A 19,588-nucleotide genomic window follows, 5' to 3' on the forward strand; every position below is an offset into this window, starting at 1 on the left:
TCAATTTGATAATGAGATAATGTAATGTTGAATGTTTAAATTATACAATTAGTTATTCTCAATTTAAGAATTATCTAATTATCTAATTGACACATTATCTCATTTCCTCACTTTATCCTCATTTTGTTTCACAAAAGCATCCCACCCGGAATAACTTTTCCCTGCAACAATTTTTCCCGAATTAAAAAAGTGACAAACCGCAGCCGCCAAACCATCTGTTGAATCGAGATTTTTAGGTAATTCTTTCAATCCTAAAAGCTGTTGCAACATTTTGGCAACCTGTTCTTTACTGGCATTTCCGTTTCCGGTAATCGCCATTTTTATTTTTTTAGGTTCATATTCTGTAATCGGAATATCTCTCGAAAGTCCCGCTGCCATTGCTACACCTTGTGCGCGTCCCAACTTTAACATCGATTGTACATTTTTACCAAAGAAAGGCGCTTCAATCGCAATTTCATCCGGATGATGCGTTTCGATTAATTCGATGGTGCGCTCAAAAATGATTTTCAGTTTTTGGTAATGATTATCGTATTTGGACAATTGCAACTCATTAAGCTGCAAAAACTCCATTTTTTTATTGATTACTTTAATCAATCCAAAACCCATGATTGTAGTTCCCGGGTCGATGCCTAATATGATGCGTTCTTTTGTCAAGTGATTTTGTTTCAGGTTTCAGGTTTCAAGTTCGAAAGTTGCTAGAAAAATGCTATAATTCATTTTCTAATTTTCAAATTGCCACATTTTCAAATTGATTACTTTTGCAGCATGATTTCAATTCCTCACAAAGCTAAGCAATTCCTTGTTCTTCTGGTCAAACTTTTGATTGTAGGTGGCGCATTTTACTTTATTTATAATCAGTTGGCGAATAACGACAAACTCGACTGGCAAAAATTCATTACACTGTTTCGTAAAAATCAGTCGGTTTTAGGAATTGGATTTATATTGCTTTTGAGTGTTTTAAATCGATATTTCGAAATTTTAAAATGGCAGAATCTGGCCAAAGTCATTCATGAAATCTCATTAGGCGAAGCCACAAAACAAGTTCTAGCTGCCCTTACAGCCGGAATTTTTACGCCAAACGGGGTAGGAGAGTATGCCGGAAAAGCATTGTATTACCCAAAATCTGAAGCAAAAAGAGTAGTTTTCCTAAACTTAATCTGCAACGGAATCCAGATGATTTTAACGGTTTTATTTGGAACAATCGGCTTGTTATTTCTCGGATATTGGAAATGGGTTTTGGGAATAATCGCAATATCTTTTTTCTTTATCCTATTTTCTGTAGTCTTTAAAAAGATTAAAATCAAAGGATATTCCATTGAAAAATTGATTCATAAAATCAATGAAATTCCAAAACCAATTCATCAAAGAAATATCTTTTTAGGCATATTGCGTTATTTGGTTTTCTCGCATCAATATTACTTTTTGTTTTTGGCTTTTGATGTCGATTTGCCTTATTTCACGTTGATTTCAACAATTGCGGTTGTTTATTTTTTGGCCTCATCATTACCTACTTTTCAATTTTTGGACTTTGCTGTAAAAGGAAGTGTAGCGGTTTATTTCTTCGGAATTTTAAACGTAAACGAATGGATTGTTGTTTTTATAAGTACGTTGATGTGGTTTTTAAATGTAGTTTTGCCTGTTGTTTTAGGAAGTTATTATGTGTTGAATTTCAAAACTAAAAGGGTAGAATGAGTTTAATTTTATTTGTCATATTAAAAATTTATATAATAAGTATCAGCGTGCTTATTTATGGCTTTACACGAATAAAAAAATATCAGAAAACAGATTTTAAACCAAAAACCAGTTTTACAATTATAGTTCCTTTCAGGAATGAAGAAAAGAATTTACCCAAACTTTTAGATAGTTTCGCAAAACTCAGTTATCCAAATAATTTGTTCGAAGTTATTTTGGTGGATGATAGCTCTAATAAAAAGTTTCAAATTTCAGGTTTCAGGTTTCACGTTAGCTTAATTGACAACATAAGAATTTCAAATTCACCTAAAAAAGACGCCATTTCAACAGCCATGCAGCACGTAAAAACCAATTGGGTTATTACGACCGATGCCGATTGTATTGTGCCTGAAAATTGGCTTTTAACGTTTGATAATTACATTCAGCAAAACAATGTTTCCATGTTGGCAGGAGCCGTTTCTTATCAATGCGAAAATTCATTTTTACATCATTTTCAGCAATTGGATTTAACAAGTTTACAAGGAGCTACAATTGGAAGTTTCGGAATTAAAAAAGCATTTATGTGTAACGGAGCCAATCTTGCTTACACAAAATCATTGTTCGAAAAACTAAATGGATTTGATGGAAATAATAAAATTGCAAGTGGCGATGATGTTTTTTTACTGCAGAAAGCCGCAGATTTATTTCCTGATGAAGTTCATTATTTAAAAGCCAAGGAAGCGATTGTTTTAACCAAACCAACTGAAAACTGGAAATCCCTGTTTCATCAAAGGGTACGTTGGGCAGCAAAAACAAGTTCTTATCAAAGCACTTTCGGAAAATCTTTAGGATTAATCGTTTTCTTTGGAAATCTAAGTTTTGTTATTGGATTTGTATTCTTGATTTTCGGAATCTGGTCCTGGCAACTTTTAGTTTTATTTGTTTTCCCTAAATTTATTATTGACTTTGTTTTGCTTTACCTAACAAACCAATTTTTAACAAATAAAAGATTGCGCTATTTATTTTTGAGTAGTTTATTCTATCCTTTTTTCAGCACGTGCGTAGCTTTGTATAGTTTGTTTGGTTCTTACGAATGGAAAGATCGACGGTTTGTGAAATAAAAACTATTTTTTTTCTTCTTTCGCTTTAATAATTATTGGTAAAATCAATTGTGTTTTTACCGGAACTCCGCGTTTTATAGCAGGATTTACTTTTGGAAAATCAACCAAACGAGCCTGTAAAATACTATCAATTTTAATTGTATCATATGCTACCGAATCTTTAGAAAACTGAGGTTCAAATTTCATTGAAGAGTTAGGAAATATAGTTACTTTCACCTCAATTGTATCAAGTTCAGGATATAGAATGGAAAGCGTATCAATATCTAATTTTTCCTGAATTAGCTGTGCCATTACTTCAAAAAAGCATTGTTGGCGCAGTTTTTTGTCGTTTACTTTTTCACAATCAACAACCGATGGGAATTCGTCAACTTCTTTCCAATTGATAGATTTTAGCTCTTTTTGAAGTAATTCTTTTTCAGACGGAATCTGCTTCTCAAAGTATTGACAAGAACTAATAAATAGTAGGATTATAAAAAATGGGAACTGCTTCAAGATTATGATATTGTATTGAACTAATTATATTTATAAAAATACGATTATTTTTTTTGGTTAGCTTTATAATCTAAATATTCTTCATAGCTTTCAGAAAGCCATTTTTCTTTGTTTTGTTCTGCAACTTCTTTTTGGTCAGGATATAACTTCGCCAATCGATCAGAAAAAGTAGCAATTTGAACAGTATAAGTATAGAATTCTGTTTTACTTAAAACTAAGTCGGGATTATTTTTACTGGAAAAATATTCAAAAAAAAGTGAATCAAATTCTTTCATCGAGAAATTTAAAACCTTTTTCTTATTACTTTTATATATACTGTCCTGAAGTAATTGATCGTCAACAGACAGTTTTTTATTTTGCGCATAGGCATTATTATTGATCATAAAGATCAAAGTGCACATAAAAAATAATTTAAAAACACTGTACATTGTCTAATTTTTCTGACGGTTTACGGGCAAATTTACAAAAAAATAAATGGATTTACTATTGTTAATACTCGGTTTTGTATGCGTAATTGTTGGTGTTTTTGGTAGTTTTCTACCTTTTTTACCGGGACTTTCCAGTTGTTGGGTTGGTTTGTTATTATTGTATCTTACAAAAGCTGTCGAAAATAATTATTGGATTTTAGGGATAACACTTTTAATTACAATAATAATTACTGTTTTAGATTATGTTATTCCGGCACGAGGCACAAAAAAGTTTGGCGGAAGTTCATATGGAGTCTGGGGAACAAACATTGGACTAATTGTTGGAATCATCGCTCCCATACCATTTGGAGTTATCATTGGGCCTTTTGTAGGTGCTTTTGTTGGAGAAATGATATACGATTCTAAAAATCATAACCGTGCAATAAAAGCGGCAACAGGTTCGTTGTTGGGTTTTTTGGCCTCAAGCTTCATTAATTTCCTTTTTTGTGTTATTTTTCTTGGCATTTTTTTAAACATAGTTTGGCAAAACAGATTTTTATTGTTTTAATCATCAAATTTATGTTAATATTTTTCCTATATTTTTAGTATTTTTTAAAAAATAACATTTTTTTAATTTATATTTTTTATTTCTTTTTGATAACGAAAGGGTTATGTTCATTGAGACTTTTAGAATTCCGCTAAAAAAAGCGTTAAAAATAAAGCTTGAGTTTTTAACTTAATTTTTGGAAATGTTAAAATATTTTATATTTTTATCACGATAAACGACAAAAAGCCCCACTTAGTCGATTATTTTGAATGGATTTAAATAATTTTAAAACTAAACATATGACTCCTAACCTACAAATTGAACTTAGACGTTTTATTTCTTCTAATGTTGTTTCTAAATTAAATAAGTTTTATTTCGAAAATGATGCCCTCTTGATAAAGGGAATTGATGTTTCAATCGGAACCGTTCTAATGGGATTGTACAATAAAGCCGAGGAGTCGGGTTTTTATAAAAACATAGTCACACTATTAGAAGATAATTCAACATTTTACGGAGAAGTTGACTTTACTTCAGGAAGAATTTTATCAGTAGATGATTGTTATAGAATCGAAGGAAACGAGTTGCTTAAAGAGATTTTCAGCAATAAAAAAGGAAGAATTTCTGAAATGATCTCAAACGAAGTAGGAATTAAAAGTGAAACAGCACGCGAAATCCTTAATTTTTCTGCGTTACTAGTTGTTTCTTATCTTAAAAACAATTCACAGTTAATTAAAAACCTGAAATTATTGTTAGAAGATCAAAAACGTGATATTCTAAACAGTATTCAGCCAGGAATAAAAATCATCCTTGGATTCTCTTGCCACGAAACAGTTGAAGAAAAAAATCAGGCAATGGGACGATCTGTTTTTACACTTTTTGGACATAACTTTTTCTAGAATTTCCATATAATCATATATTTAAATAAAAAAAATCCCATTTTACAAAAGTAAAACAGGATTTATATTGCCTAATTTGAAGCGTTTCTTAGACGTTCTTCAAATTTATAATTTCTTGCTCGGTCAAAAAACGCCAGTTACCTCTTGGTAAATTCTTTTTGGTTAAGCCCGCAAATGATACACGATCGATACGTAAAACATCATAGTCAAAGTTTTCGAAAATAGCTCGAACCACTTTTACATTTGATGAACGCAGTTTTAAGCCAATTTCGCTTTTAGGTTCATTATCAATATAACTAACCTCTTCAACAAACACACGATGTCCGTCAAGAACTAAACCTTTGCTGATTTTTTCTAAATCTTCAAATTTTAAATTTTTGTCTAACGAAACCTGGTAAATTTTAGACGATTTCTGACTCGGTAAAGTAAATTTACGAATCATATCAGTATCATTCGTAAACAACAACAAGCCAGTTGTGTTCTTGTCCATTCTTCCAATCGGAGCAATTTTTGCCGTAGTAGAACCGCGTACAAGTTCCAGAACGTTACGATATTCTTGACCTTCATCAAGAGCAGTTGTAAAGTTTTTAGGTTTGTTCAACAAGATGTATTCTTTCTTTTCAGGAGTCAAAGTAACGCCATCAAAATTTACAACATCGTTTAATTTTACTAAATAACCCATTTCAGTAACAGGAACGCCATTTACTTTGACATTTCCGGACTGGATATATATATCGGCATCACGACGTGAACAAACACCTGAATTTGAGATGTATTTGTTCAAACGAATTTCGTCTGCTGCTTTTTGTCTTTTCGGAGCCTGATTCTGTTTTTTAATTTTTTCTGCCTTTTCTTCTTCAGCAGCCTTAACAGCAGGTTTCACTTTTTTTGGCCCTTGCGCACGTTTCGCCATAGGAGGTTTTGGCTTGCTAGAGTTTGATCTTGAGCTATTTGGTCTCGATCCGCCTCTTTTATTATTGCCTTCCTTATTGTTCATAAATTCTGTAATTTGTGCAAAGATAGTTTATTCTTGCTAAATAATCCTAAGTTCATTGTTCTTAGATTAATAGCTATTTTTAATTGAAGTTATAGAAGCAGCACAATTGGCTTTTTTTAGGCATGGTTTCCCGCTTTTCACTTCAATCTTTTATTTTTTAAAGAAAAAAAATAAAAGGATTTTCGCTGCAATCGGGGCTAGTTTCAAACATTAAGCTTCTTTTAAACATTTTGAAAAAGCTATTTCACAAAGATTCACAAAGTATTTCACAGATTCACAAAGAGCAAAAAAAAATCCGCGTAAATCTGCCTAAATCCGCATCATCCGCGTGCCATTTAAAACCCTAAAATCGTGAAATCAAATTCTTCCCATGCCACAAAACACTCGGATTAATCAAAACAATGCAAAAAACACCCGAAACAATAAGGAATTTTAAAACATTATGAAGCAGTAAATATTGTTCCTTAGAGTTTGATTTCCATAAATAAATCAGAAAAAACAACAAGGCAATAAAACAGATATAAAAGTAAATATCCATATAACCCACATCATAAATATTAACCAAAACATAAACCGGAATCACGGTCATAAAAGTTAAAACCGTAATAATTTGTTTTGAAACCGTTTCGTTATACAATATCGGAATCGTTTGATAATCGTTTGCCAAATCACCTTTTAGGTTTTCCAAATCTTTGATCATTTCCCGAATCAGCAACAATAAAAACAAAAACATGGCATGTGCCGAAATTACTGCAAAATGACTCATGTGATTTTCGATTTCTTCAAATAAAATTTTGTTATAGAAGTACAATAAAATCGCAAAAAAAGGTACAACTGCCAGCAAAGCCGAAGTTAGATTGCCAATAATCGCGTATTTTTTAATTTTATGAGAGTAAAACCAAATCAGGAAAATATAAGCCGAAAAAAATAAAAAAGCCCTCCATGAAACAATCAAGGCCATTAATACCGCCAGGAAATTCAAGCTAAAATAAACCGATAATTTTGTTTTCTGGCTCACCAATCTATCGAGCATAGATTTGTTTGGCCTGTTGATTAGATCTTTCTGACTGTCGTAAAAATTATTAATAATATAGCCAGAGGCAATCGTAACTGCGGAAGCAAAAACAATCAAAAACAAGTTGAAATCTAGTAAAATATCCAGGGCTCTTTTTTCCGGAGCCAATATAAAGATCGCCGATAAATATTGTGCCAGGACAATAATAGGAATGTTGTAACCTCTTACTACAGAGAACAGACCAACAATTTTCATTACTAAAAGTTTGTGCTGTCTGCTTAACATTTTTTGATTTAAATTTTGGAATTGGGGTCTAATTTAAGATTTTTTACCGTAGGAAACAGGTGGTCAAAGTTTATTTTTTAATAATTCCTTAGATCCGTAGCCTAATTTTCTAATACAGGCCAAAGCTTGTTTTTGTGAGATTTCAACTTCTTTAATGTCTTTTTTTTCTACAAAAACTACAGAACCACTCCACGGATTTGGAGCATCGGGAATAAATACGACAGAGTTGTTTTCGTCTATCTGTTCAATCAAAAATGCAAATTGCAAGCCTGCATCTGTAGGAACTAAAATGACTTTTAAATCCTCGTTGGATTCAAATCCCATTATGTTTTCATTCATTTTTTTCATGAACGAATAACCGGGAACAAAGCTTAAAATTCCGTTTTCTAATCTGTGAATCAATTTTTGTGCGTAGGTAGTTTTAGCAACCAAACCAGCAGCAAAACAAATAATCACAATAATTAAAATCGCGACAATTTCTTCTATTGCCAATCCTAAAACTTTTACTTTTGGAAAATGACTAACAATCGGATTTGTAATTTTTTGAATAATACCAAATCCTTTTTCTAAAAGAATAAGCAATAAAATTAACGGTGCTAAAAATACAATTCCTCCTAAAAAAGTTGCTTTAATAATTTTTAAAATACTTTTCATATTAAATAACTTTTAGAGTGTAACTTAGAAAAGGATATTCAAATAAGCGTAATTTTTTAAAGTGGCTTAATTTTTTTTAGAATTGGTAAACAACTTCTAATTTGTAATCTTTCAAAGATGCTTTAGCACGTTCTAAATCTTCTGTGAAGCCCAGAATATAACCGCCGCCGCCAGAGCCACAAAGTTTCAGGTAATAGTCATTTGTATCAATTCCGTTTTGCCAAATTCCGTGAAATTGTTCAGGAATCATTGGTTTAAAATTATTTAAAACGACTTTAGAAAGTTTTTTTGTATTGGTAAACAATGATTTCATGTCGCCATGCAAAAAGTTCTCTACGCAGGCATCGGTATATTTTACAAATTGGTTTTTAAGCATCGTACGGAACCCTTTGTCTTTTAGGTTTTCCATAAAAATGTTTACCATTGGCGCTGTTTCGCCAACAATTCCGGAATCTAATAAAAATACAGCCCCTTTTCCATCAAAACTTTGAGTTGGAATTCCGGTTGCTTCAATATTATCTTTAGAATTTATTAAAATTGGGATACTCAAATAGCTGTTTAAAGGATCTAAACCAGAACTTTTTCCGTGAAAAAAGCTCTCCATTTGAGAAAATATATTTTTTAGCTGTAACAGTTTTTCACGAGTTAAATTCTCTAAAACTGTTATTTTTTGAGTAGCATATTTATCATAAATAGCCGCAACAAGAGCGCCGCTGCTGCCTACTCCGTATCCTTGCGGAATACTTGAATCGAAATACATGCCTGTTTCAACATCATTTTTTAGACTTGCCAAATCAAAAGAAACCAATTCAGGCTGTTCTGTCTGTAAAGTTTCAAGATAAGTTACAAAACGTTTTAAACTTGCATTTGATGCTATTGCTTCTGCCGAAGGATCTTCGATTTTCTTCAACGCACCATTGTAAAAATTATAAGGAATAGAAAGTCCTTTAGAGTCGCGAATAATTCCGTATTCTCCAAAGAGTAATATTTTTGAGTAAAATAATGGTCCTTTCATATTTATTTTATGTCTTTCTTAATTTTATTTGGATCTTGTCGTGTGTCGAAAATGGAATGAATTCTAATTTCATTTGAACCAAAACTATACAATAGGCTTGATTGTTTTGTTACGACACATTTTCGATATTTTTTATTTATTGATGATTTTGGAAAAATTTCAGGATTCATGCTAATTATTGAAATTGCTTTTTGAAATTTCACAAGAAACATTTCTTTCGATTTTTTAGACCATCTTGCTTCAATAAAATTTAAAACAGCATCTAAATTCTCTTCAGCTGTTTTTGAAATATTTATTTTAAGATTCACTCCTTATATTTTTTCATCACATCTTCAAAGCTTTTAAATTCTCCTCTTTCAAATTCTAATTCACTTTGAGCCACATCTTCTTTCTGGGCTTCTGTCAAATCATCCCACCAATCATTTTTCTCCTGTCTTAGCAATCTTGCAACAGCCATAATAAGTGCAGGATCATTAGTTTCCTTCAACATATTCATTGCATTGAGTTTCTCTAATTGAATGTCCATAACATAAAATTTTAATTAAAGATACAAAAATTATTGCTTCATTGCACCGCTTCCAATTTCGTCGCAAATGTACTGACCATTCTGACAAAATACAACTAATTCGTCCTGAATAAATTGAAGTACTTTTTCGCTAACGTTTTCGGGATATAAAACGTGAACATTTGCTCCTGCATCAAGTGTAAAACAAACCGGAATTTTGGTTTCATTTCTAAATTTCCAAATCGCATTTATGATTTGCAAAGTATTTGGTTTCATCAAAATAAAATACGGCATAGATGTCATCATCATGGCATGTAAAGTCAAGGCTTCGCTTTCAACAACTTTAATGAATTCGTCTAAATTTCCACTTTCAAAAATGGCAATTAACTGATCCAGGTTTTCATGTGCCTGAGCAAAACGTCGTTCAGCATATGGGTGATTGTGCATTAAATCATGCCCAATAGTACTCGATACTTGTTTTTCGCCTTTATCAACCAACAAAATAGTATCCTGATAATTCTTAAAATTGTCATGAATTGTATACGGAAATTCAACTCCATATAAATCGGTACTTCCTTGAATGTTAGCCTGATTTCCCCAAACGACAACATTTCCTTTTACGCTTCGGCAGGCACTTCCAGAACCTAAACGAGCTAAAAATGATGCTTTTTGGTAAAAATATTCCTCTGTCATTTCTGGATTTAATTCTTTCTCCAGACTCATAAAATTCATTGCCAAAGCAGCCATTCCAGATGCCGAAGATGCGATTCCTGAACTATGAGGAAACGTGTTTTGTGTATCAATCGTAAAATGATAATCCTTTAAAAATGGTAAATAAACTTCAACTCTTTCCAAAAACTTCTGAATTTTTGGTTTAAAATCCTCTTTTGGTTTTCCTTCAAAAAGTAAATCAAAAGAAAAACCATTATCTGTCACACTGAGCGGTCCCGAAACTTCGGGAGAAATGCTTTTCTTTTCAAAACTCAATTTCGTAATCGTTTTACAATTATTCAAAGTAAAACTTACTGAAGGATTTGCCGGAATTTGATTGTCTTTTTTGCCCCAATATTTCACTAATGCAATATTGCTGGGAGCGCTCCATTCAAAATTTCCGTTTTCGATTGTCGAAGTATATTTTTTAGGAATAAAATCAGTTGCTGTAAACATGAATTATAAAATTTTGGCAAAGATAGTTTTTATACTATTTCACCATATAAGTTATATAAGAAAATGTAAGTGGGGTTCAAACTAAAATGAACTATATGGTTTCAAATATCTTTTAACTATTTTTGATGAAAAATAAAATAGAATGAACAAAACTGTCAAAATCGCCATAGCTTTAATCGTTTGTTTACTGGTAGGATATTCTGCAAGTGTGGTTACAAGACCAAGTGTTGAAACTTGGTATCCAACAATTGTAAAACCAATTTTTAATCCGCCCAATTGGATTTTCATGCCAATGTGGACATTACTTTATATTTTAATGGCGGTTGCTGCGGGACTGGTTTGGGACAAAATAAAAGAACAAAACGAAGCTGTAAAAAAGGCATTAGCTTTCTTTTTGATTCAATTGACATTGAATGCTATTTGGTCATATCTTTTCTTCGGACTTAAAAATCCAATGTTGGCTTTAATCGAAATCGCGCTTTTATGGCTGATGATTTATGAAACTTATTTGAAGTTTATCAAAATAAATAAAACTGCGGGTTATTTATTGATTCCGTATTTGGCCTGGGTTGCTTTTGCAGCAATTTTGAATGCCAGTATTTGGTGGTTGAATAGATAAGATTTAGTTTTTAGATTCTGTTTTTAATTTCTTAAACATTTCATTTTTAGCATACAAAAAATCCATTGTAGTTAGGATATTGTTGTTTTCTATAAGTTTCGCTGATCTTGGGTCGGCGTCACAGAACTCAATAAATAAATCAACTTCTTCGGGTTTTAATTTTAGATCTTTGGTAAAATAATCACGAGGAATTGATGCTGCTATAAGTTTTTTGAAAACAGTTTCCTCAGTTTTCTTTTTGACTTCTTCTTTATCTTTTTTAAATAAATTTATAAGTCCGGTTCCCATTCTGGTAAAGTCCATTCCATTTGCAATAGTTCCGTCGTAAACACCGGTATATTTTTGCAATGATCTATTGTCTTTATCAAATTTTATATCGTCAATATCTTGTTGAGAAGTGTTTATTTTATCAAATTTTATATTTGTTACTACAACTTCATTTAATTCCTCCGCTTTTATATTCATATTGACGGTAATATTGTTTTGTTCAATATTTTCCTGTGATATTTTCAATCGTGTAAAAAAGTAATCTTTTGCGAAAAACAATAAACTATCTTTTGCCTGAACAACAATCGAAAATTCTCCCATTTTATTTGTTCTGGTACTTGTTTTGGCTGTTTTATTTATAACTTCTACTTTATCAAGTGGATAATTGTTGGAAAAGACTCTTCCGTGTAGTGATTTTTCTGTTTGGGAAATGGAAAATTGGTAAGTCAAAAAAGAAATTATAGTAAGTAACTTTACTTTCATCTAATGGTTTTTAGTTGAAGTAAAATTATTAGAATCGTCTTAAGGAAAACTTAGCAAACCTGTAAATTCTTGTTAATTCGGTTTGTATTTATAATATCTCAATTAATTCCGACGGTTTATTTATTACCACTTTCGCACCACTGCCAATTAATTCTTCTTCTGTTCGATAACCCCAGGAAACTCCAACAGCAAACATATTTGCATTTATTGCGGTCTGCATATCAATATCAGAATCTCCAACAAACAGAATTTCTTCGGGTTTTAAATTCCAGTTTTTGCTTATTTCTAAAGCTTCAAACGGATTTGGTTTTTTAAGCTCTTCAGTACTTAAACCAACGGCAGCGTCAAAATAATTAGGAAATATTTCTGCGGCTATTTTTTTGGTAAGTTCGTCTGCTTTGTTTGAAAAGACCGCTAATTTAATATTTCTTGAAAACAAATTATCCAGTAACGTTATAATGCCTTCGTATGGTTTTGTTTTTATAGTACAAACTTCGCGATATTCGTTGATCATACAATCAAAACAAATTTCAATTTGTTTATCAGAATTGTTTGATGCCGGCAATGCTTTGCTTACCAAATTTCGCAAACCGCTTCCTATGAAATATTGATAAATATCATAAGTATGAGTGGGATAATTTAAACCTGTAAGTACAGTATTCATGGCATCTGAAATGTCTTCTAATGAGTTTACTAATGTTCCGTCTAAATCAAAAATAATTCCTTTAAATTTCATTCTATATTATATATTATTAGCCAAAATAAACCCGCTTGTCCAGGCATTTTGAAAATTAAAACCTCCCGTAATCGCATCTATATTTACAATTTCTCCGGCAAAATATAGATTTTGATGTAATTTACTTTCCATCGTTTTAAAGTTGATTTCTTTTAAATCAATTCCACCCGCAGTAACAAATTCTTCTTTAAAAGTACTTTTTCCGTTTACCTGAAATTTTGCTTTTGTCAATTGAGAAGCTAAATTCTGCAATTGAATTTTAGATAAATCGGCCCATTTTGTTTCGATTTCAATTCCCGAAGCTAAAACCAGACTTTCCCATAAACGATTTGGGAAATTGAAAGGTGATTTTTTAGAAACTGCTTTTTTCGCATGTTCCTGTTTTAAGTCTTTTAGGATTTTTTCAGCATCTTCGGTATCAACATCATTTAACCAATTGACGAAAATCGTAAACTGATAGTTTTTATCGAATAAAATACGCGCTCCCCAGGCCGAAAGTTTTAGAATTGCCGGACCGCTCATTCCCCAATGCGTAATTAACAAAGGTCCTGTTGATTCTAGTTTCGTATCTTTTACGTTAACGGTAACTTGTGCCGCAACGCCCGGTAATTCTTTTATGCGAGGATCTTTGATATTGAAAGTAAATAGGGAAGGAACAGGGCTCACAATGGCGTGTCCTTTTTCTTGTAGCATTTCCCAAATTTTAGGATTACTTCCGGTTGCAAGAACTAATTTTTCGGTAATAAATTTATCGCTTTGAGTATCAATTTTCCAATGATTTTCGGCTTTGTAAATTGATTGTACACTTTGTCCCGTTAAGACTTTTATGCCGAGTTTTTCGGTTGCTTTTAAGAAACAATCAATAATGGTTTGAGAAGAATTAGAAACAGGAAACATTCTCCCGTCATCTTCTATTTTTAATTCAACACCATGTTTTTCAAACCATTCAATTGTATCACCAGAACAAAATTGATGAAACGGGCCACGAAGTTCTTTTTCGCCTCTGGGATAAAATTTAACCAATTCATTAGGTTCAAAACAGGCGTGTGTAACGTTGCAGCGTCCACCGCCGGAAACGCGGACTTTAGAAAGTACTTCTTTTCCTCTTTCTAAAATGGCAATTTTTAGTTTTGGATTTTTCTCTGCAATATTAATCGCCGTGAAAAATCCTGCAGCGCCTCCGCCAACAATAATTATGTCGAAATTTTGAATCATATTATTTGGTTTGCCACGATTTTTTTGCCACGAATTACACGAATTAGCACAAATTTTTAAGGCGTGGACTTGTTAAATTATTTTTGTCAAAGTTTTAAACTTTGACAAAAATTACAATGATTTTTTATAGTTTATCCGGAAAATCACTAATAATTCCGTCTACATTATAGCTTTTTATTTTTTGAATATCTTCATCAGAATCTACTGTCCAGGGCAAAACCAGAAATCCTTTCTTTTGTATTTCCTTGGTGTTTTCCTGATTCAATAATTGATAATCCGGATGAATGGCACGAGCTTTTATTTTTTCGGCGAAAGCCAAAGCTGTATCGATATTTTCTTCTGTTAAAACTCCAATTGCAATATTTGAATTTAAATTGTGAACTTCCTGCAACATATTCCAGTCAAAACTTGAAATGATAAAATGCTCATAATTCCAGTTTTTATCCGAAATATATTCTTCAATTAAAGCAACAACTTTATGAGGAGTTCCTATGCCTTTCAATTCAATATTGATGAGGCATTTTTTGTCCACTAAATCAAAAACTTCGTTTAACGTTGGAATTTCAAGTTGATCCGCAATCAAAAACGATTTTAATTCGCTTAAAGATAAAGTATTTACAAAACCTTTTCCATTGGTTGTTCTGTCGATGGTTTCGTCGTGAATTACGATTATATGTCCGTCGGAACTTAAATGAACATCGAATTCTATTCCATCAGCATTTAAGTCTAATGCCTTTTGAAAAGCCTGTAAAGTGTTCTCGGGTTCGTATCCTTTGGCGCCGCGATGTGCTATTTTTAGCATTTTCTTTGTGAGTAAGTTTAACCGCAAAGGTCGCAAAGATTTACGCAAAGTGCGCAAGGATTTATATAAAAAAAGTTCGCCACAGATTTCACAGATTACGATGATTTTTTTTACGCAGATTTTAAAAAGATTTAAGCAGATTCACGCAGATAATTTTTAAAAATTTAAATCTGCTTAGATCTGCAAAATCTGCGTGACAAACTTTGCGATTTTGTTTCATTGCTTTTAAGCAAGTTCTAACAAAACAAGACCGTATTCAGAATCGATGATTGCTTTTCCGTTTTGGACTTCTGTTTCTTGTCCTGAAAAAGCGTCTTTTAATTTGGTTCCATCTTCAAAAACAGAATCAACCGGAAGTTCTTTTCGACCAGTTCCCAAATCTAAACCAATTACAACTTCATCTTTATAATTAACTTTAGTAAAACTTCTTGAAAAAATATACGGTTTATCTGAAATCATATTGTGTATTCCTGCTCCAACCGCAGGATGATTTCTGCGGAATTGTCCTAGTTTTTGCCAATGCCAAAGTATCCTCTGCGTTTCTTCATTTGACTCAACATCTTCCCAATTCATGAAAGATCGTAAAGTTGCGTCGCCTTCAGTGCCTTCAATTACTAATGAACGACCCGTTTCGTCACCATAATAAACCTGAGAAATTCCCGGAGAGAGCAATAATTTGGTTCCCGCTTCAAAAGTTCTGTTTCGATTTCCATCAAATGGAGTGGGATCGTCGTGGGATGATACGTAATTCAGAACGCTAAAACCTTTTAATTCATTTTGAAGTTTTGCTGAATATTTTGAAAATATAACTTCATAATCGTTTTGAGCATCGAGTTTAAATTCAAAATTAATCATGCAGTTAAAACCATTTTCGAAATAGTTTACTTTTCGATCTCCAAAATCATAATCCAGTCCGCTGCTTATTTCATAACCATAAACTTCAGCAATCGTATAAAACGGATTCTGATCTAAAACTTCAAGCGGATGATGTTTTTTCCAGGTTTCAAATGCGTAATCACATTCTTTTCTAAAATCAACCCAAACATCTTCATCTGTATGTTTTACAGTATCAGCTCTGTAACCGTCAATTCCAAATTCCAGAATATAATCGGTTAACCACTTTATGATGTAATATTTTGGAGTTCTTGGGTAATTTGTTCTTTTGAAGAATTCATTTAACGAGGTAATTTCTTTTTCATAACGACCTTCATTTTTCCATTTTTCGATTAAAAAAGAAGGCAGTTCCACTTCCTGATTGCTTTCGGTTCTTACGTCCGGAAGATTATCGACTAAAGTGCACATCGTTGTGTTTTCGAATGATTTATAATCGCAGACAATTCCAGTTCTAACCCAGTCTTCCGGCCACATCGGGTCTTCTGCGGTTACAGGTCCGGTGTGATTAATAACGCCGTCAAGCATAATTCTAATGCCTTTTTCGTGTGCTTTTTTAACAAGATTGGCTAAATCTTCTTTTGTTCCGAAATTAGGGTCTAAAGCCGTCCAGTCTCTCGCCCAATAACCGTGAAACCCATAACTAAGCCCGGTTCCTTCGTCAACGCCGTCGTGAATTTGTTCTACAATCGGCGTAAGCCAAATGGCATTTATTCCCAATTCATCAAAATAGCCTTCGTCGATCTTTTTTATAATTCCGATGATATCTCCGCCTTCAAAACCACGTAATTTTCCCGGAGTTTTGGTTCTGTTGAAGTTTAAATCATTGAATGGATTTCCATTGTAAAAACGATCGGTAAGTAAAAAATAAATATTTGCTCCTTCCCAAACGAAAGGCGGTTTAGAAGTATTTTCGTTATTCATTAAAATTAATTTTGAGCGAGAATATTAAAGATAAAGAAAGGAAATCATATAAATGAAAAAACCGCCATGAATTCACGAATTTATAAAAGAATAATTCGTGAATTCGTGGCGGAAATATATTGTGTTAGATTTTACCGTTGTTAGACCTGACAGGTTTTTAAAACCTGTCAGGTCTCTTTGAAGATAAAAAAAGACGCACTGCTGTGCGTCTCTACGATATGCGTTGTGTGAAAAAAATCTTTGATGTTTTTATTCCAATTCTAAAACCACAGCCGATTTTGGTTCTAAAGTAATTTCAGTAGATAAATCAAATGTTTTTCCGGTCAAAACATCTTTCCCTGACTTAAAGTTTTTGATGTTTTCTTTGAAACGATTGGTTTTAATAGTTTGGGCTGTAGCATTATTATTAAAAACCACCATCACCGTTTTAGTATCTGTATATCTAAAATAAACGTAATTATTATTTTCAGGAATATAATGTGTCATTTTTCCGAAGTGAACGGCTTCGTTTGATTTTCTCCAGTTGAATAATTTCGATGTAAAATCAAAATATTTTGCTTGTTCAGGAGTTCTTCCAGCTGCGGTTAGCGCATTGTTTTTATCACCTGCCCATCCTCCTGGAAAATCCTGACGAATGTCTGCATCTCCTTTGCTTTTGTCACCGCCCATTCCAATTTCTGAACCATAATACAATTGTGGAATTCCGCGAACTGTAGCCAATAAAGTCATTGCTAGCTTGTATTTAGGAAAATCATATTTAAACTTATCATTCATACGATCTGTATCGTGATTTTCGGCAAAAACTAAAATGTTGTTGGTATTTGGATACAGATAATCCATTGCAAAATTATTGTAGAATTTAATCATTCCGTTATCCCAGGTTCCTTCACTTTCACTAAATGCAGAAACCACTTGACTTTGAAGCGTAAAATCCATTACACTTGGTAAATTCGAATTGTAGTTTTCGATGGCACCAATTTTACTGTCTTTTTGCCAATAAGCCAAATTCGCCTGATTGTGCATCCAGATTTCGCCTACAATATTAAAATTCGGATATTCAGTTGTAATGGATTTTGCCCAATTTGCCATCGCCGTTGCATCAGAATAGTTATAAGTATCTACTCTAAATCCGTCAAGATTAGCAAACTCTATCCACCAAATTGCGTTTTGAGTTAGGTATTTTGCTACCAAAGGATTTCTCAAATTCAAGTCCGGCATTGAAGGTACAAACCAACCGTCAACACAAACTTCCTGATCTATTTTTGATGCATGAATATCTGTAATAACTTCACGACGGTGGTGTGTTTGGGTGAAGTTTTCGAACTGATTGAACCATGTTTTGGTCGGAATATCTTTCATCATCCAATGCGTAATTCCCCAGTGATTCGTTACATAATCCATAACTAGTTTCATGTTCTTTTTGTGCATTTCTGCAGATAAACGAGCGTAATCGTCGTTAGTTCCGTAACGCGGATCAATTTTGTAAACATCAGATTGTCCGTAAGTGTGGTATGAATGCTGTTTGTCGTTGTCTTCGCATAAAGGTGTACTCCAAATTGTTGTAGCACCAAGAGAGGAAATATAATCTAAGTTTTTGATAATTCCTTCAATATCTCCGCCGTGACGTCCGCTTGGATCCTGGCGATTTCCCTTTTCTGTTAAAGATGGGTCGCTGTCGTTTTTCGGATTTCCGTTAGCAAAACGATCGGGCATGATTAAGTAAATCATATCCGATGCATCGTAACTTTTTCTGTCTGCTGAGTTTGCTCTTCTTTCTTTAAGCGAATATTTCTGCGTAAATGCAACTTTATTTTTGGTTTTGAAAGAGAAAACCAATTCAGAAGCTTTTAGGTTTTGCGTATCAATTGTTACGAAAAGGTAATTTGGATTTTCCGTTTTTTCTACATTTTTGATCACGACATTGTTTGAAACCGAAGCTTCGTATTGAGCAATGTTTTTTCCGTAGAACATAATCTGCAACTCCGGATTTTTCATTCCGGCGTACCAAAACGGCGGTTCTACTTTTTGGATTTGCGCTTTCGCGGAAGCAGAAAACAACAAGACCATTAAGATTAATGTATAGATTGAATGATGTATAAGTGATATTTTGTGGTTTTTCATAATTTTATTTTTTTGATTTCTTTTGTTTGAGCATCCATTTATATATTTCTGGATTTTTCTCATATAGATATTCAATTCCGTGACCCTCATTTTCTAAACGAGTAAACTTGAAATTGTTTTTGTTTTCACATGATTCAAGACCTTTGACGATTCTTTCAGTTTCGGTAATTGAAATTTTATCATCAGCAGTTCCGTGAAATGCCCAAATAGGAATTTTACTCAAATTACAGATTCTTGATAAATCGCTATCATTAATTCCTCCACAAAGAGGCACAATTGCAGCAAAAACATCAGGAAAATCCAGAGCAGTAATGTATGTACCATAGCCGCCCATGCTAATTCCTGTAATATAAATTCGGCTGGTATCGATTCTATATTTTGCTGATAAATCAGCATATAAAGTTTTGAACCAATTTTCTGTTGACCAGTATTTATTGTCAGGACATTGAGGAGAAGCAATTATAAAGTCAAAATTTTCTCCTTTTTCAACAAGATAAGGCAATCCATAAGCCTTTAATTTGTTTAGATCGTTGCCTTTTTGTCCTCCGCCATGAAGATAAATTACAAGCGGGTATTTTTTTGTTTCTTTTGAATAGTCTTTAGGCAAATACAAGAGATAATTATATTTTGCAACAGCCTTTGTTTGAGAATAAATATTAATTCCTGAAAATACGATTAAAAGAATCAAAAATTTTAGCTTATAATTATTCATTCTAATCGGTTTTATAATTTGATTTCCTGCAATCCCGAAGCTTCGG

General features: G+C 32.7%; 22 protein-coding genes. 5 read left to right on the plus strand and 17 right to left on the minus strand.

Annotated features, from left to right (window positions below):
- Window positions 1–99: 99 nt before the first annotated feature.
- Window positions 100–654, minus strand: coding sequence for a crossover junction endodeoxyribonuclease RuvC (gene ruvC, locus BUE22_RS09355; protein ID WP_026982724.1), 555 nt, complete (start codon window positions 652–654; stop codon window positions 100–102).
- A gap of 111 nt (window positions 655–765) precedes the next feature.
- On the opposite strand from ruvC, the gene BUE22_RS09360 reads away from it, so the two are divergent.
- Window positions 766–1,692 (plus strand): lysylphosphatidylglycerol synthase domain-containing protein, encoded by a 927-nt coding sequence (locus BUE22_RS09360; protein WP_073394775.1) that lies wholly within the window; start codon window positions 766–768, stop codon window positions 1,690–1,692.
- Window positions 1,689–2,792 carry a glycosyltransferase family 2 protein gene (locus tag BUE22_RS09365; RefSeq protein WP_073394777.1) on the plus strand — a complete coding sequence of 368 codons (1,104 nt, stop codon included), beginning with the start codon at window positions 1,689–1,691 and terminating at the stop codon, window positions 2,790–2,792. Before BUE22_RS09360 ends, BUE22_RS09365 begins: the two co-directional genes overlap by 4 nt.
- Before the next feature lie 3 nt (window positions 2,793–2,795).
- Here BUE22_RS09365 and BUE22_RS09370 read toward each other — a convergent pair whose 3' ends face one another.
- Entirely contained in the window at window positions 2,796–3,284 is a 489-nt protein-coding gene (locus BUE22_RS09370; RefSeq protein ID WP_073394779.1) for a hypothetical protein, read from the minus strand.
- A gap of 44 nt (window positions 3,285–3,328) precedes the next feature.
- The gene (locus BUE22_RS09375; RefSeq protein ID WP_124020494.1) at window positions 3,329–3,685 is read right to left on the minus strand and encodes a hypothetical protein; all 357 of its coding nucleotides are present in this window, start codon (window positions 3,683–3,685) and stop codon (window positions 3,329–3,331) included.
- Window positions 3,686–3,758: 73 nt separating this feature from the next.
- Here BUE22_RS09375 and BUE22_RS09380 point away from each other — a divergent pair, with 73 nt between their 5' ends.
- Both BUE22_RS09380 and BUE22_RS09385 read left to right on the plus strand, forming a co-directional pair.
- On the plus strand, window positions 3,759–4,259 hold the full coding sequence (locus BUE22_RS09380; protein ID WP_073394781.1) for a DUF456 domain-containing protein: 501 nt from the start codon (window positions 3,759–3,761) through the stop codon (window positions 4,257–4,259).
- A gap of 278 nt (window positions 4,260–4,537) precedes the next feature.
- A complete protein-coding gene (locus tag BUE22_RS09385; protein WP_042563383.1) occupies window positions 4,538–5,134 on the plus strand; it encodes a DUF937 domain-containing protein in 597 nt (198 codons plus the stop codon).
- 88 nt (window positions 5,135–5,222) lie between these two features.
- Here BUE22_RS09385 and BUE22_RS09390 read toward each other — a convergent pair whose 3' ends face one another.
- From BUE22_RS09390 to BUE22_RS09420, 7 genes are all read right to left on the minus strand, one after another.
- Complete coding sequence (locus BUE22_RS09390) at window positions 5,223–6,131, minus strand: pseudouridine synthase (RefSeq protein ID WP_042563384.1); 909 nt, start codon at window positions 6,129–6,131, stop codon at window positions 5,223–5,225.
- A 343-nt stretch (window positions 6,132–6,474) separates the two neighbouring features.
- The gene (locus BUE22_RS09395) at window positions 6,475–7,431 is read right to left on the minus strand and encodes a geranylgeranylglycerol-phosphate geranylgeranyltransferase (RefSeq protein ID WP_073394784.1); all 957 of its coding nucleotides are present in this window, start codon (window positions 7,429–7,431) and stop codon (window positions 6,475–6,477) included.
- 63 nt (window positions 7,432–7,494) lie between these two features.
- Window positions 7,495–8,085, minus strand: coding sequence for a DUF502 domain-containing protein (locus tag BUE22_RS09400; protein WP_073394786.1), 591 nt, complete (start codon window positions 8,083–8,085; stop codon window positions 7,495–7,497).
- Window positions 8,086–8,161: 76 nt separating this feature from the next.
- Window positions 8,162–9,100: a mevalonate kinase family protein gene (locus BUE22_RS09405; protein ID WP_073394788.1), complete on the minus strand. Its 939-nt coding sequence runs from the start codon at window positions 9,098–9,100 to the stop codon at window positions 8,162–8,164.
- A 2-nt stretch (window positions 9,101–9,102) separates the two neighbouring features.
- A complete protein-coding gene (locus tag BUE22_RS09410; RefSeq protein ID WP_073394790.1) occupies window positions 9,103–9,408 on the minus strand; it encodes a type II toxin-antitoxin system RelE/ParE family toxin in 306 nt (101 codons plus the stop codon).
- Window positions 9,405–9,626: a hypothetical protein gene (locus tag BUE22_RS09415; protein ID WP_042563389.1), complete on the minus strand. Its 222-nt coding sequence runs from the start codon at window positions 9,624–9,626 to the stop codon at window positions 9,405–9,407. The genes BUE22_RS09410 and BUE22_RS09415 overlap by 4 nt, the downstream gene beginning before the upstream one ends.
- A gap of 30 nt (window positions 9,627–9,656) precedes the next feature.
- Window positions 9,657–10,772, minus strand: a complete 1,116-nt coding sequence (locus BUE22_RS09420) for a diphosphomevalonate decarboxylase (protein ID WP_073394792.1) — start codon at window positions 10,770–10,772, stop codon at window positions 9,657–9,659.
- A gap of 142 nt (window positions 10,773–10,914) precedes the next feature.
- On the opposite strand from BUE22_RS09420, the gene BUE22_RS09425 reads away from it, so the two are divergent.
- Window positions 10,915–11,391 carry a TspO/MBR family protein gene (locus tag BUE22_RS09425; RefSeq protein ID WP_073394794.1) on the plus strand — a complete coding sequence of 159 codons (477 nt, stop codon included), beginning with the start codon at window positions 10,915–10,917 and terminating at the stop codon, window positions 11,389–11,391.
- A gap of 3 nt (window positions 11,392–11,394) precedes the next feature.
- Here BUE22_RS09425 and BUE22_RS09430 read toward each other — a convergent pair whose 3' ends face one another.
- The 7 genes from BUE22_RS09430 to BUE22_RS09460 all read right to left on the minus strand — a co-directional run bounded on the left by BUE22_RS09430 (window position 11,395) and on the right by BUE22_RS09460 (window position 19,542).
- A complete protein-coding gene (locus BUE22_RS09430; protein WP_073394796.1) occupies window positions 11,395–12,141 on the minus strand; it encodes a hypothetical protein in 747 nt (248 codons plus the stop codon).
- Window positions 12,142–12,229: 88 nt separating this feature from the next.
- Entirely contained in the window at window positions 12,230–12,877 is a 648-nt protein-coding gene (locus BUE22_RS09435; RefSeq protein ID WP_073394798.1) for an HAD family hydrolase, read from the minus strand.
- Window positions 12,878–12,883: 6 nt separating this feature from the next.
- Window positions 12,884–14,092 (minus strand): BaiN/RdsA family NAD(P)/FAD-dependent oxidoreductase, encoded by a 1,209-nt coding sequence (locus BUE22_RS09440; protein WP_073394800.1) that lies wholly within the window; start codon window positions 14,090–14,092, stop codon window positions 12,884–12,886.
- A 124-nt stretch (window positions 14,093–14,216) separates the two neighbouring features.
- A complete protein-coding gene (locus tag BUE22_RS09445; protein WP_073394802.1) occupies window positions 14,217–14,894 on the minus strand; it encodes a glycerophosphodiester phosphodiesterase in 678 nt (225 codons plus the stop codon).
- A 225-nt stretch (window positions 14,895–15,119) separates the two neighbouring features.
- Window positions 15,120–16,709, minus strand: coding sequence for an alpha-amylase family glycosyl hydrolase (locus tag BUE22_RS09450; protein ID WP_084540240.1), 1,590 nt, complete (start codon window positions 16,707–16,709; stop codon window positions 15,120–15,122).
- 249 nt (window positions 16,710–16,958) lie between these two features.
- Window positions 16,959–18,830: a glycoside hydrolase family 13 protein gene (locus BUE22_RS09455; protein WP_073395031.1), complete on the minus strand. Its 1,872-nt coding sequence runs from the start codon at window positions 18,828–18,830 to the stop codon at window positions 16,959–16,961.
- Between the two features lie 4 nt (window positions 18,831–18,834).
- Window positions 18,835–19,542 (minus strand): carboxylesterase family protein, encoded by a 708-nt coding sequence (locus BUE22_RS09460; RefSeq protein WP_052483534.1) that lies wholly within the window; start codon window positions 19,540–19,542, stop codon window positions 18,835–18,837.
- Window positions 19,543–19,588 lie beyond the last annotated feature (46 nt).

Source organism: Flavobacterium pectinovorum (assembly GCF_900142715.1).
In the GTDB taxonomy this organism is placed as follows: domain Bacteria; phylum Bacteroidota; class Bacteroidia; order Flavobacteriales; family Flavobacteriaceae; genus Flavobacterium; species Flavobacterium pectinovorum.

What these genes read in the sequence shown, in the direction of transcription:
- BUE22_RS09360 (WP_073394775.1), top strand. Translation starts at nt 766, where the DNA reads ATGATTTCAATTCCTCACAAAGCTAAGCAATTCCTTGTTCTTCTGGTC.
- BUE22_RS09365 (WP_073394777.1), top strand. Translation starts at nt 1,689, where the DNA reads ATGAGTTTAATTTTATTTGTCATATTAAAAATTTATATAATAAGTATC.
- BUE22_RS09375 (WP_124020494.1), bottom strand. Translation starts at nt 3,685, where the DNA reads ATGTGCACTTTGATCTTTATGATCAATAATAATGCCTATGCGCAAAAT.
- BUE22_RS09380 (WP_073394781.1), top strand. Translation starts at nt 3,759, where the DNA reads ATGGATTTACTATTGTTAATACTCGGTTTTGTATGCGTAATTGTTGGT.
- BUE22_RS09385 (WP_042563383.1), top strand. Translation starts at nt 4,538, where the DNA reads ATGACTCCTAACCTACAAATTGAACTTAGACGTTTTATTTCTTCTAAT.
- BUE22_RS09390 (WP_042563384.1), bottom strand. Translation starts at nt 6,131, where the DNA reads ATGAACAATAAGGAAGGCAATAATAAAAGAGGCGGATCGAGACCAAAT.
- BUE22_RS09395 (WP_073394784.1), bottom strand. Translation starts at nt 7,431, where the DNA reads ATGTTAAGCAGACAGCACAAACTTTTAGTAATGAAAATTGTTGGTCTG.
- BUE22_RS09400 (WP_073394786.1), bottom strand. Translation starts at nt 8,085, where the DNA reads ATGAAAAGTATTTTAAAAATTATTAAAGCAACTTTTTTAGGAGGAATT.
- BUE22_RS09405 (WP_073394788.1), bottom strand. Translation starts at nt 9,100, where the DNA reads ATGAAAGGACCATTATTTTACTCAAAAATATTACTCTTTGGAGAATAC.
- BUE22_RS09415 (WP_042563389.1), bottom strand. Translation starts at nt 9,626, where the DNA reads ATGGACATTCAATTAGAGAAACTCAATGCAATGAATATGTTGAAGGAA.
- BUE22_RS09420 (WP_073394792.1), bottom strand. Translation starts at nt 10,772, where the DNA reads ATGTTTACAGCAACTGATTTTATTCCTAAAAAATATACTTCGACAATC.
- BUE22_RS09425 (WP_073394794.1), top strand. Translation starts at nt 10,915, where the DNA reads ATGAACAAAACTGTCAAAATCGCCATAGCTTTAATCGTTTGTTTACTG.
- BUE22_RS09430 (WP_073394796.1), bottom strand. Translation starts at nt 12,141, where the DNA reads ATGAAAGTAAAGTTACTTACTATAATTTCTTTTTTGACTTACCAATTT.
- BUE22_RS09435 (WP_073394798.1), bottom strand. Translation starts at nt 12,877, where the DNA reads ATGAAATTTAAAGGAATTATTTTTGATTTAGACGGAACATTAGTAAAC.
- BUE22_RS09440 (WP_073394800.1), bottom strand. Translation starts at nt 14,092, where the DNA reads ATGATTCAAAATTTCGACATAATTATTGTTGGCGGAGGCGCTGCAGGA.
- BUE22_RS09445 (WP_073394802.1), bottom strand. Translation starts at nt 14,894, where the DNA reads ATGCTAAAAATAGCACATCGCGGCGCCAAAGGATACGAACCCGAGAAC.
- BUE22_RS09450 (WP_084540240.1), bottom strand. Translation starts at nt 16,709, where the DNA reads ATGAATAACGAAAATACTTCTAAACCGCCTTTCGTTTGGGAAGGAGCA.
- BUE22_RS09455 (WP_073395031.1), bottom strand. Translation starts at nt 18,830, where the DNA reads ATGAAAAACCACAAAATATCACTTATACATCATTCAATCTATACATTA.
- BUE22_RS09460 (WP_052483534.1), bottom strand. Translation starts at nt 19,542, where the DNA reads ATGAATAATTATAAGCTAAAATTTTTGATTCTTTTAATCGTATTTTCA.